Raw genomic sequence first — 12,371 nt, forward strand, 5'->3', positions numbered from 1 at the left:
CGAGGCTCAGTCGCCGGTCACGCCGTCGAGCATCTCGCGGAGGATGTCGATGTGCCCGTTGTGACGGGCGGTCTCCTCGATCATGTGGCCGAGCACCCAGCGCAGCGTGACCGTGCCCCGGCGGTGCTTCCCCTGGGCCTCGGCGTCGAGGCTCAGCGACGCGGTGATCTCCCTCGCGCGGGCGCACTGCTCCTCGTACTCGGCGAGCAGGCGGGCCAGCGGCACGTCGTCGACCCGGAACTCCCGGTCCGGGTCCTCCGGGGTCCACGGGGCGTCGTCGGGGCGGTCCAGCATGACGCGCTCGAACCAGGCCCGTTCGACCCAGCGAAGATGGCTGACGAGGCCGGCCACGGTCATCAGCGGCGAGGTGGGCAGGAGCGGCCGGTGGGCGAGTTCGTCCGTGAGGCCGTCGCACTTGAGGTGGACGGTGGCGCGCTGCCAGTCGAGCCAGGCGGTGAGCAGGGTCCGCTCGTCGCCGGCGTTCGGTGTCTCGATGCGATCCATGACCGCCGATCGTCCCTGGGCGGGGGACGCTCTGTCCACCGGATAAGGGGCGGGCCCCCGGAAGATGCCGCGCTTCCGGGGGCCCGCGAGCGGGGAGGGGGTGGAAAAGATCAGTAGACGTTCACTCCGTACGCCGAGAGCGCCTCGGTGACCGGCTGGAAGAAGGTCGTGCCGCCGGAGGTGCAGTCGCCGCTGCCGCCGGAGGTCAGGCCCAGCGCCGTGCCGCCGGAGTACAGCGGGCCGCCGCTGTCGCCGCCCTCGGCGCAGACCGTGGTCCTGATCAGCCCGCTGACGGTGCCCTCGGAGTAGTTCACCGTCTGGTTGAGCGCGGTCACGGTGCCGGAGTGGATGCCGGTGGTGCTGCCGCGGCGCGTCACCGACTCGCCGACGTACGCGTTGCCGGCCGAGGTGATGTCCACGCTGCCGACCGTGCCCGGGTGCGAGACGCCGCTGGCGTAGGCGACGATCGCGTAGTCGTTGCCCGGGAAGCTGCTGGCCCGGGTGGTGCCGATCAGCGAGGTGTGGCTGGAGTTGCTGTACCACGTGGAGGCGATGTTGCCGCAGTGCCCGGCGGTCAGGAAGTAGTACGTGCTGCCGCTGACGACGTTGAAGCCCAGGGAGCAGCGGTACTGGCCGCCGTAGATCGCGTCACCGCCGGAGATGTCCGTGTGGAAGACGCCGGGCAGGTACTCCATCCGGACGGCGCTGCCGAGCTGCTGCGCCGCGGAGGTGACCTGGACGAGCTTGGACCCGGTGACCGAGCTGTCGACGGACAGCACGACCTGGTCGGTGGTGGGGTCGACGGCCCAGGCCGTCCCGGGCACCTTGGCCGTACGGTCGAGGACGCCCATGGCCTGCTGGAGCCGGGCGCCGCTGAACGGGACGATCTTCGGTACGGCGCCGGCCTTGCGAACCGCCGAGGCGTCCGACTTGGAGCTGACCGTCACGACGAGCTTCTTCGCGGACCGGTCGAAGTACGCGCCGGCGGAGCGGGAGCCCAGCTTCTGGGCCAGCTTCGTGGCGAGGTGTGACGTATCCGCCTGCGAGACGGCTGCCTGGGCCGACGTCGCGAGCAGGGAGCCGCCGATGAGCGTGGCGGCGGCCGCGACGAGTCCAGCGCGCCGAGGAGCAGTGAATCTCACACGAGCCTCCCTCAGGGGTGGCGGGCGCGCCCCGGTGGCGTGCCCGAGGGACGGCATGGGCAATGGCGCTCGGCTCACGGGCGGAGGGGGAGGCCGCCCGGGCGGGGTCGAGATCCGATTACCTGGCCTGCGCAGATCTTCACAAACCTAGTCAAAAGCCGCAAGGTCAAACGTTAGTCCAGAATCGGTCAGCCGAGAGCATCTGCATACTAGCTGGTATCCGGGCTGCTGAGGAGGTGAAGATCGGCAGCTCGTCATCCGTCGCGTCAAGTCACGGGTCAGGGCCGGGCCCATGGGGGAGGGGCCGCGAAGGTCAAGGGAACCTGAGAGTTGGCTGTGAGTCCCAGGGCCGAGCGTGGTAACGGGCCCGGCATGTGAGAGTCTTGGCTAGCAATGGACCATCCGGAATTCACAGCATTTGTCCTGGTCGCAGGCATGATCCTGGCCGCCGTGGCGCACTGGCGCCGCTGGCGGCCGTCGCTGCCCGTCGCTCTGGCGGTCGGCATCGCGCTGCGGCTGATCCTGCTGATCTCCGCGTCGAGCGACTCCTGGCAGCCCGTCGACTACAACGAGGGCTTCCGGGCGGCCGGCCGAGCGATCCTGCATCATCAGGACCCCGTGCTGGCGAGTCAGGGATCCTGGCACTTCCTGCCGATGATCCCGTACTTCTACGCCCTCGTGCTGGCCACCGGCCTGCCGTGGGAGATCGCCGGCCGGGTCTGCACCATCATCGCGGACGTCGTGCTGATCGTCCTGGTCGGCCGTCTCGCCGGGCGGAAGCACGCCGCGTCGGCGCGGTTCCAGTACGCCTGCAACCCGATCGCCATCATGATCGCCGTCATCCACGGCCAGGTCGAGCCGATCTCCCTGGTCTTCCTCGTCGCCGCGTACATCCTCGCCCAGGCGTCGCGGGCCGGCGCCGAGAAGGGCGGAACCGTCCTGAACGGCGCCTGGGCGGGCGCCCTCTTCGGGTTCGCGCTGTCGGCGAAGAGCTGGCCGATCATCCTGCTCCCGGTGGTCCTGGCGATACTGCCCACCTGGCGGCAGCGCCTGTACGGGCTGGTGGCGGCAGGCGCCGTCCCCGTGTTCTTCCTCGTGACCCTTCCCCTCGTCGTGAGCTCCAGTTGGTCCAACATGTTGGACGTCGCCCGCTACCTCGGCGAGGTACGCCCCATCGTCGGCGAATGGGGCTGGACCGCCTGGATGACGGGCGGCGACTGGACCCTGGCCCCGACGGCCGCCAAGGTCGGCCAGATCATCCTCTACAGCACCATCGCGCTGGTGATGTGGCTGTGGTGGCGGGCCGACCGCATCGACCAGACCTCCGCGATCCTCCTGGCCTTCATGTTGGTCACGCCGCGCATGGGCGCGCAGTACCTGATGTGGTTCGTGCCGTTCCTGTGCGCCCGGCCGACCCGGTGGAGCCGGCCCGCGATGGCCCTGGCCGCCGTGTGGGCGGGCACGGGGTACATCTACCTGACGCAGTTCGATGACACCGGCTGGTGGAACAACCACGAATGGTGGGCCATGAGCTCGGTGGCCGTCATCGCGCTCCTGGCCCTCGCCATGCCCTGGCAACGCCGCCGGCCGCAGCCCGCTGAGGGGATCCTCGTCCCGGAGACCGAGCTCGTCCCCGCGGCGAAGTGACCGCGCCCGGAGAGGCTTGTCGGTTTCCGGCGCACGCCGGGGCCTGGAATCGGACCGGGGTGGGACCGTGAGTCGGAGCGGTGGCCGTTCAGGCGAAGACGGCGGTCACCGTGTGGCCGTGCTCCGGGTCGCCGGTCCATCTGACGCGGGTGGCGAGGTCGGCGACGATCGGCAGCCCGCGGCCGTTCTCGGCCAGGTCGTCGTTGTGTCGTTTCCGGTGGGGGCCGCTGTCCTCCAGTGAGCCGCCCTGGTCGGTGACGGAGACCGCCAGGCAGCCCTCGCCTCGCCGGACCTCGACGACGAACGTGCCGCCGGGGCGGCCGGAACGGGTGTGAATGAGGGCGTTGCCGGCCAGCTCGGCCACGGCCTGGACCGCGTCGTCGGCCTGCCTGCAGTCCTCCAGGAGGAAGGCCACGAACCGGCGGACGAGCCGTGCCTGGTCCGGGCGGCCGGGGAAGGTCCGGCGCCAGCACATCGGAGCGGTGAATGCGGTCGACGTCGTCTCGTGGAGCGTGGCGGTCACGGTGGTGCGCCCTCCCGTCGAATGGGCTGAGTGCAGGGATCACGCCCGATCTCCCCATGGCGTGGGGAGGACGACACGGGACCCGCCGGGCGGGCCAGGGCGGGGCCGGACCTGCCCGAGTCCGGTGGGCTCAAGCCGCCGGCGACGCGGGGACGCGCCAGCGGCTCACCGCCGTGTCCAAGCCGAGCAACTCCCTCGATCACATCGCGTGTTCGGGTTCTTACGCATAGTGCTTCCCTGCTGCGTGTGCACGCAAGTGGTTCGCTGAGAATTCTCACAATCTACTTTGCAGTAACTATCCGAAATCGATTGCTCGCAGTGAGTGACATCGTCACACTGGGTGCGTGCCGGATCCTTCCCCCACGATCCGCGAACGTCGCATCGCGATCGAGCTGCGCCGTCTTCGCGAACAGACCGGATTGACCCTCGACCAGGCGGCCGAGCGGCTGAGCTGGAGCCGCGCCACGCTCGGCCGGATGGAGACCGCCATCCGGCGGATCAAGCCTGCGGAGCTGCAACGGTTACTGAACGTCTACATGGTGGACGGCCGCCACCGCGACGACCTCGTCGAGCTCGCCCGCGGAGCCCACGAGCGCGGCTGGTGGCACCGCTATACCGACACCCTGCCCGCCGCGTACGCCACGTACATCGCCCTGGAGGCCGAGGCGCGGTCACTGCGCTGCTATGACGCCCTGGTCGTCCACGGCCTGCTGCAGACCGAGGACTACGCGCGGGAGGTCATCCGCGCCGGCCTCATGCAGCTCGCCCCCGACTCTGAGGTCGAGCGCCGGGTCGAGGTGCGCCTCAACCGGCAGGCGTTGCTGACCGAGCGAGATCCTCCGCTGGAGTTGTGGTGCGTCATCGACGAGAACACCTTGCGCCGCATGATCGGTGGTGCCGACGTCATGCGAGCCCAGTACACACGGCTCGCCGAGCTGGCCGAGTTCCCCAACGTCACGCTTCAAGTGCTGCCGCACGAAGTGGGTGCCCATCCCGGCGTGGAGGGCACGTTCTCGATCCTGGAGTTTCCAGAGCGCTACATGCCGGACGTCGGCTACATAGAGGCGCTCAACGGTGCGCTGTGGGTCGAGGACGGCGCACAGGTCCATGCCTACTCGCTCGTCTTCAATCATCTCCTTGCCGAAGCCCTGGGGATCGGCGAGTCGGCCGCGTTCATCCGCCGGCTCATGGATGAAGAAACCTAAGGAAAGGTGCATATGGCCGCTAAGCCCATGCCTCCCTGGCGTAAGTCCATCCGTAGCAACGCCTCGAGTGGCTGCGTCGAAGTCACCTGGATCGATGGAGTATGTGCCGACAGCGCCGGATCGGGTAGTCCTTCGGCGAAGTAGAACGATCCGATACAAAGGGGCCGTGAGCATCGCGGTGCCTGGCCTCCGTTTCGCATCGCGTTCGCCGACACGAGCGCGGTGCGAAGCGCGGCCTCTCGCAAGATGCGGGATGAGTCATAGATCATCGAGGTCTCCGACCATGCATGAGACGGCGGGCCAGAAGACAGGCTGCCGTGGTCGTCGACGCGACGGCGACCACTCCGGCCGCACGGTAGGGCACTGATCTGGTCGTTCTCTTGTGCCCGTGCGCCGCGGCCTGGCCGTCCAGTTCGGAGCGAAGTGCCGAGGCGAGGGCCTCATCCAGTACTTCGCGGAATCTGTTCAAGCGGGACCCGACCGAGTTGGCCGTCCACTGCTCTCGTTGGCCGAGCCAGAAGCTCCGCCCTGCGTCGGTATGGAAGAGGTTGTCCGCGGCCATTGATCTAAGGCCTTGGTCCGATACGTCCCGCAGTTCCCACTGCATGTACCAGAACGACACCATCAGATTCAGGAACTGAGTGCGTCGGCTCTCATCGTGGGAGACCCTGTCGGCTTCCGGTCCCCAGCACCGCATGTAGACCGGATCGCTCATGGCGAGCTCTGCAAGCCTCATGTGAATGCTGCGGTTGACCTGTCGCCTGTTCGCCAGGCTCTCCTTCGCCTGGAGGGCGATCGATATGGAGACGGCGACCAGCGCGAAGGCGCTGAGGATCGCCGATATCGCTCCGTATGCCTGACCGACGTTACCCAGCCGAGTCCAGTCGACGCGGCGCCTGTCGGCGATGAATTCGAGGGCCAGCGGTGACAGTGTGATCAGAACGATGATGACCACGCCGACGCAGGCGATCGCGGCAGGCCGTGATGCGCGGCGGATCGGGCCGGTGATGCCGTACGTCCACGGTGAGCGCTGTCCGGCGGGGACGGTGTCCATGGTCACCTCGCATCGGAACGAAGCCTTCGGTCTTTACGACGCACGCGAGCGCTCGACCGCGCCCATCAAGCGTGAGGCCCGTCAGGTCGTGCGGGAAGAGCCTCAACGGCCCTCAGGAGGCGGTCCGGGGGGAGGGCGTGGGCGGTGAGGCCGTCGCGGCCGGTCATGGTCTCGGCGGCGAGCAGGGCGTTCACGATGGCCTCCTCGGTCGCCTCGATCGCGCCATAGAACAGCGGATCGATGTAGGCGTCCGCGAGGGCCTCGACGGTCAGCACGCGGGGCGGGCGCACGCCCAGCGCGTCCGAGGGCAGCCGCCCGCGGTTGGCCGTCGAGAACGCCAGGAAGCCGTCGCCGCTGGTGTTCTCGCCGGCTCCGCCCGTGCGGGCGACCCCGAGCCCGGCGCGCTGGGCGAGCCGGCGGCACTGGTGGGGCAGCAGCGGTGCGTCCGTCGCGACGATCCCGATGATCGACCCGGCGCCCTCGAACTCCGGGGGGACCGGCCGGGGCACGTCGTCGATCAGGACGGGGACGCCGGCGACGGTGAGCCGCTCGCGCCGCCCGTGGTTCGCCTGGACGAGCACGCCGACCGTCCAGCCGCCGTCGACGACCCGTGAGGCGGTGCCGATGCCGCCCTTGAAACCGTGACAGATCATCCCGGTGCCGCCGCCGACGTTGCCCTCGGCCACCGGGCCGGAGGCCGCGGCGTCGTACGCCTCCCGTACGTGGGCGGCGGTGACGTGCTGCCCGTCGATGTCGTTGAGCACGCCGTCCCACGTCTCGCCCACGACCGGAAGTCCCCACGCTCCCCGGCCCCGGCCGCGCACCTCGATCTCGATGAGCGCGTCGCGTACGACTCCGACGCTGTGACTGTTGGTGAGCGCGATCGGCGTGGTCAGCATGCCGCCCTCGCGGACCCACGCCATGCCGGTCAGCTCGCCGTTGCCGTTGAGCCAGTGATGGCCCGCGTACAGCGGCTCGTCGAAGATCGAGCCCGCGTGCGGCAGGATCACGGTGACACCGGTCCGCACCGGCCCCTCGCCGACGCGGAGGGGCCCGTCGCCCCGGACGAGCGTCGTGTGCCCGACGCGTACCCCCGCCACGTCGGTGATCGCGTTCCCGGGCCCCGGCGTGCCGCTGCCGACGATGACGCCGAGATCGCGGGCTCTGGTCATGGGAGTCTCCCGGAGGATGCCTGACGTGTCCGATACGCGATCATGGCACCGGACGTGCGGAACGCGCGCCGGAGGCCGATACGGCAGCCTCAGGCGCGGTCCTTGCGGAGGGCGTCCAGGGCGAGCAGGGCGACGTGCAGGGACGCGCACGACTCGACGTCCTCCAGGTCCGCGCCGAGTACCCGTTCGATGCGCCGCAGCCGCTCGTACAGCGCGGGCCGGGACAGGTGGGCCCGCTGTGCGGCGAGCACCTTGTTGCGCCCGCTGCCGAGGTAGACGCCGAGCACGTGGACGAGGTCGCTGCCGCGCTGCGCGTCGTAGGTCAGCAGCGGGCCGAGCTCGCGTTCGGTGAACGTCTGCAGCCGCGCGTCCTCGCGGAGCAGGTGCAGCAGGCCGCGGAGCCGCAGGTCGGGCAGGCGGTAGAACAACCGGCCGTCGTTGCGTCCGGCGGCGACGTCGGCGACCTGCTCGGCCTCCAGGAACGACCGGCGGACGTCGCGCACGGACTCGACGGTCGACCCCACGGCCATGACGAACTCCTCCGCACCACCGCGCGCCCGCGCGGCGCGGCCGGCCGCCGTACGGTCGCGGCCTGCCGGCGCCGGCCCGCAGTGGTGGGCGCGGAGGCGTTGCGCGACCTCGCACAGGACGTCGTCCTCGACGGCGCGGGAGGGCAGGGAGGCCAGCACGCCGACCCTGGCCTGCGGCGAGCTCTCGTCGAGGGCGCCGACGAGAGCGGACAGGTTCGCCTCGCGGCAGGCCGCGGCCGTCGCCTCGGCCAGGTCGGTGAGCGACGCCGCCGACGCGCCGTTCGCCAGGCCGAGCGCCGGCGGAGGGCCGGACGGGGCCGGCGGCCGGGGGAGCACCACGATGCCGAGCAGGCGACGGCCGGTGAGCGGGACGCCGAGCGCGCGGGCGCGGGCCGCCGCCTCCTGCGGGTCGGCGTACGCGTGCGCGAGGATGCCGCTGATGATCGAACCGTGCGCCTGGCGTTCGAGGCTCTCGGCGTGCCGGTCGAGCAGCCGCCCGAGGGCGAGGGTCGTCGCCGCCCGCTCGATGAGGACGACGTCGCGCGGCGAGGGCGGGTCCATCGAGGTGATGATCAGCCGCCCCCAGTCCTCACCGCGCGCGCCGACGACGGTGACCAGCCACCGGGAGGACTCGTCGTACGCGGTGCGCTCCTCGGGCCGTACGGACCGCGAACGCGTCTCCCAGCCGGTCAGCAGCTCGGCCGGGTCGGAGCCGGCCAGCTCGGCGGCCAGGACCTGGTGGGCGAGGTTCTCCAGCACGACGGGGCGCGCGACGAGGGTGGCCACCTGACGGACCACCTCGGCCGGCGGCGCGCCGTCGACGGACAGCTGCGTGAAGACCTCGTGCAGCTTCTCCGAGGCGCGCAGCTCGGCGAGCTGCGCGTCGATGATCCGGGCGTGCACCGCCTCGGTGACGTCGACGAACGGCGTCTCCCGCGCCCAGGCGATCAGCGGGAGGCCGTGCTCCTCGGCCGCCGCGACCAGCGCGTCGGGCAGCGTGCGCGCGTACTTGCGGCCGAGCTCGACGATCAGGCCGCTGGCGCCGACCTCGGCCAGCTCCGCGACGTACGCGCGCAGGCGCTGCGGGTCGTCCGGCAGCGCGATGCCGGTGGTGAGCACCAGCTCGCCGCCGCGCAGCAGGTGGGCGATGTCGGTGACCTCGGCGGAGTGCACCCAGCGGACGCGGGCGTCGAGGTGGTCCGCGCCGGCGATGATCCGCGGCTCGCCCCGCCGGACCGCGTCGAGCCGCAAGACGTCGGCCAGAGTGGGCAGCACATCTGTGATGCTATGCAAACGCCGACGTGAGGAGGTACCCGATGGAGCGGCTGGACGCCGACGCGATCGACCGCGAGATGGCCACGGTCCCCGGCTGGGAGCTGGCCGAGGACGCGATCGTCAAGACCCTGAAGTTCGCGGACTTCGCGGAGGCGATGGCGTACGTGAACCGTGTCGCGGAGGTCGCCGAGGAGCTGAACCACCATCCGGACATCACGATCCGCTGGAACCGGGTCACCCTGACGCAGAGCACGCACGTCGCGGGCGGCCTGACGGAGTACGACTTCCGGCTCGCCCGCCGCCTCAACGAGCTCTGACCGAGCGAGCGGTCCGGCCGGCAGGCCGACAGATTGCCAGTTGTGGCGTCCCGGTGCTGACACTCTGCTGGCTGGTGCGTTCGGGTGGTCAGCGGGAAGACTCGTTTCATGTCGGACTTGCTTGCACGCCATCGCGCGGTCATGCCGAACTGGATGGCCCTCTACTACGACGAGCCGATCGAGATCGTCAGCGGGAAGGGCAGCCGCGTCACCGACGCGGACGGCCGCTCCTACCTGGACTTCTTCGCCGGCATCGTGACCAACACGCTCGGCTACGACCTCGCCGAGGTACGTGAGGCCGTCGAGCGGCAGCTCCGCACCGGAGTGGTGCACACCTCGACGCTCTACCTGATGCGCGGCCAGGTGGAGCTCGCGGAGAAGATCGCCCGGCTCTCCGGCATCGACGACGCCAAGGTGTTCTTCACCAACTCCGGCACCGAGGCGAACGAGACCGCGCTGCTGCTCGCGACGTACGTCCGCAAGAGCAACCAGATCCTCGCGATGCGGCAGGGCTACCACGGCCGGTCCTTCGGGGCGATCTCGGTCACCAGCAACCGGGCGTGGAAGAACAACGCACTCTCCCCGCTCAGCGTGTACTTCCTGCACGGCGGGGACCGCCACCTCCCGCAGTTCCGCGGCCTGTCGGACGAGGACTACATCAAGGCGTGCGTGGAGGACCTGCGGCACACCCTCGCCACGGTCACGGCCGGCGACGTGGCGGCCGTGATCGCCGAGCCGATCCAGGGCGTCGGCGGCTACACCTGCCCGCCGGACGGGCTCTACGCGGCGTACCAGGAGGTTCTCGCCGAGCAGGGCATCCTGTTCATCGCCGACGAGGTGCAGACCGGCTGGGGCCGGACCGGCCAGAACTTCTGGGGCATCCAGAACCACGGCGTGACGCCGGACATGATGACCTTCGCCAAGGGGCTCGGGAACGGCTTCGCCATCGGCGGCCTCGTCGCGCGCCGCGAGCTGATGGACTCGCTGCACGCGACCGGCCTGTCGACGTTCGGCGGCAACCCGATCTCCACCGCCGCCGCCAACGCGACACTCGACTACATCCTCGACCACGACCTGCAGGCCAACGCGGCGAAGGTCGGCGGGCAGATCATCGACGGCCTGCGCGAGGCGGCCGCCCGGATGCCGTACGTCACCGAGGTGCGCGGCAAGGGGCTGATGTTCGCGATCGAGCTGACCGAGCCGGAGCTCGCCGCGCGGATGCTGGAGGAGACCAAGGCCCGCGGCCTGCTCATCGGCAAGGGCGGGCTGTACGGCAACACGCTGCGCATGGCGCCGCCGCTCACCCTCACCGAGGACGAGGGCAGGGAAGGCCTCGGCATCCTCGTCGACGCGCTGGAGGCGATCGCGTGAAGCAGATCACGCACTGGATCGGCGGCAAGCCCTGGACCGGGACGGCGGAGCGGCACGGCGACGTCTACGACCCGGCGACCGGGCAGGTGAGCGGCCGGGTGGACCTCGCCTCGGCCGAGGACGTGGACGCGGCCGTGGCGGCCGCGCGTGAGGCGTTCCCCACCTGGCGGGACGCGTCGCTCACCAAGCGCGCGGGCGTCCTGTTCGCCTTCCGTGAGCTGGTCGCCCGGCACCGCGACGACCTCGCCGCGCTGATCACCTCCGAACACGGCAAGGTACGGGCGGACGCGGCGGGTGAGGTCGCCCGCGGCCTGGAGGTGGTGGAGTTCGCCTGCGGCATCCCGCACCTGCTGAAGGGCGGCTACTCCGAGAACGTCTCCACGCGCGTGGACTCCTACTCCATCCGCCAGCCGCTGGGCGTGGTCGCCGGCATCACGCCGTTCAACTTCCCGGCGATGGTGCCGATGTGGATGTTCCCGATCGCCATCGCCTGCGGGAACACCTTCGTGCTCAAGCCCTCGGAGAAGGACCCGTCGGCGTCGCTGCTCCTCGCCGAGCTGTGGCAGGAGGCGGGACTGCCCGACGGCGTCTTCAACGTCGTGCACGGGGACAGGACGGCGGTGGACGCGCTGCTCACCCACCCCGACGTGAGCGCGGTGAGCTTCGTCGGCTCGACCCCGATCGCGCGGTACGTCTACGAGACGGGCACCGCGCACGGCAAGCGGGTGCAGGCCCTCGGCGGCGCGAAGAACCACATGCTGGTGCTGCCCGACGCCGACCTGGACCTGGCCGCCGACGCGGCCGTCTCCGCCGGGTTCGGCTCGGCGGGGGAGCGGTGCATGGCGATCTCGGCGGTCGTCGCGGTCGACCCGGTGGGCGACGAGCTCGTCGCCAAGATCAAGGAGCGGGTGGCGAAGCTGACCGTCGGCCCCGGCGACGACGACCGTTCGGAGATGGGGCCGCTGGTCACCGGGCCGCACCGGGACAAGGTCACGTCCTACCTCGACAGCGGGGTCGCGCAGGGCGCCACGCTGGCCGTCGACGGGCGTGAGCACGAGCTGCCGGACGGGTCCGGGTTCTGGCTGGGCCCGACGGTCCTGGACCACGTGACGCCCGAGATGGACTGCTACCGCGACGAGATCTTCGGTCCCGTCCTGTCGATCGTACGGACGGCGTCGTACGAGACCGGCATGGAGCTGATCGCCGCGAACCCGTACGGCAACGGCACCGCCGTCTTCACCAACGACGGGGGCGCGGCCCGGCGCTTCTGCAACGAGGTCGAGGTCGGGATGGTCGGCGTGAACGTCCCGATCCCGGTGCCGATGGCCTACTACTCGTTCGGCGGGTGGAAGGCCTCGCTGTTCGGCGACACGCACATGCACGGCACGGAAGGCGTGCATTTCTACACCCGTGGGAAGGTCGTCACCTCCCGGTGGCTCGATCCCTCGCACGGCGGAGTGAACCTGGGCTTTCCCACCAACGGCTGACCGTCCGGGGACGTGACCGCACCCGCCGAAGCGGGTGCGGTCACGCGTGCCGGTCCACCGTGCACCGGCCGCCGTGCATCTGCCGCCGTCCACCGGCCACCGGCCACCCGCCGTCCACCGGCTGTCGTCCGGCGGTCTCTCCGG

Annotated in this window: 11 protein-coding genes; 5 read left to right on the forward strand and 6 right to left on the reverse strand. The window is 70.6% G+C overall.

Going from position 1 to position 12,371, the window contains the following annotated elements:
• Positions 1–6: 6 nt before the first annotated feature.
• Positions 7–504, reverse strand: coding sequence for a DinB family protein (locus NE234_RS02235; RefSeq protein WP_252776388.1), 498 nt, complete (start codon positions 502–504; stop codon positions 7–9).
• Between the two features lie 110 nt (positions 505–614).
• Positions 615–1,646 (reverse strand): S1 family peptidase, encoded by a 1,032-nt coding sequence (locus NE234_RS02240; RefSeq protein ID WP_252776390.1) that lies wholly within the window; start codon positions 1,644–1,646, stop codon positions 615–617.
• 435 nt (positions 1,647–2,081) lie between these two features.
• On the opposite strand from NE234_RS02240, the gene NE234_RS02245 reads away from it, so the two are divergent.
• A complete protein-coding gene (locus NE234_RS02245; protein ID WP_252776391.1) occupies positions 2,082–3,293 on the forward strand; it encodes a glycosyltransferase 87 family protein in 1,212 nt (403 codons plus the stop codon).
• A gap of 88 nt (positions 3,294–3,381) precedes the next feature.
• Here the strand turns inward: NE234_RS02245 and NE234_RS02250 are convergent, their stop codons facing one another.
• Positions 3,382–3,816, reverse strand: coding sequence for an ATP-binding protein (locus NE234_RS02250; protein WP_252776393.1), 435 nt, complete (start codon positions 3,814–3,816; stop codon positions 3,382–3,384).
• A gap of 344 nt (positions 3,817–4,160) precedes the next feature.
• On the opposite strand from NE234_RS02250, the gene NE234_RS02255 reads away from it, so the two are divergent.
• On the forward strand, positions 4,161–5,021 hold the full coding sequence (locus NE234_RS02255) for a helix-turn-helix domain-containing protein (protein WP_252776394.1): 861 nt from the start codon (positions 4,161–4,163) through the stop codon (positions 5,019–5,021).
• Positions 5,022–5,286: 265 nt separating this feature from the next.
• On the opposite strand, the gene NE234_RS02260 is transcribed toward NE234_RS02255, so the two are convergent.
• From NE234_RS02260 to NE234_RS02270, 3 genes are all read right to left on the reverse strand, one after another.
• Positions 5,287–6,075, reverse strand: coding sequence for a DUF6082 family protein (locus tag NE234_RS02260; protein ID WP_252776396.1), 789 nt, complete (start codon positions 6,073–6,075; stop codon positions 5,287–5,289).
• A gap of 65 nt (positions 6,076–6,140) precedes the next feature.
• Positions 6,141–7,247, reverse strand: a complete 1,107-nt coding sequence (locus tag NE234_RS02265) for a DmpA family aminopeptidase (protein WP_252776398.1) — start codon at positions 7,245–7,247, stop codon at positions 6,141–6,143.
• Between the two features lie 89 nt (positions 7,248–7,336).
• A complete protein-coding gene (locus tag NE234_RS02270) occupies positions 7,337–9,052 on the reverse strand; it encodes a PucR family transcriptional regulator (protein WP_252776400.1) in 1,716 nt (571 codons plus the stop codon).
• 41 nt (positions 9,053–9,093) lie between these two features.
• Here NE234_RS02270 and NE234_RS02275 point away from each other — a divergent pair, with 41 nt between their 5' ends.
• The 3 genes from NE234_RS02275 to NE234_RS02285 all read left to right on the forward strand — a co-directional run bounded on the left by NE234_RS02275 (position 9,094) and on the right by NE234_RS02285 (position 12,227).
• Positions 9,094–9,369, forward strand: a complete 276-nt coding sequence (locus tag NE234_RS02275; RefSeq protein WP_252776402.1) for a 4a-hydroxytetrahydrobiopterin dehydratase — start codon at positions 9,094–9,096, stop codon at positions 9,367–9,369.
• 108 nt (positions 9,370–9,477) lie between these two features.
• A complete protein-coding gene (locus tag NE234_RS02280) occupies positions 9,478–10,740 on the forward strand; it encodes an aspartate aminotransferase family protein (RefSeq protein ID WP_252776404.1) in 1,263 nt (420 codons plus the stop codon).
• Entirely contained in the window at positions 10,737–12,227 is a 1,491-nt protein-coding gene (locus tag NE234_RS02285) for a CoA-acylating methylmalonate-semialdehyde dehydrogenase (RefSeq protein WP_252776405.1), read from the forward strand. Before NE234_RS02280 ends, NE234_RS02285 begins: the two co-directional genes overlap by 4 nt.
• Positions 12,228–12,371 lie beyond the last annotated feature (144 nt).

This window comes from Actinoallomurus rhizosphaericola, from assembly GCF_024055675.1.
GTDB classification, from domain to species: Bacteria; Actinomycetota; Actinomycetes; order Streptosporangiales; family Streptosporangiaceae; genus Actinoallomurus; species Actinoallomurus soli.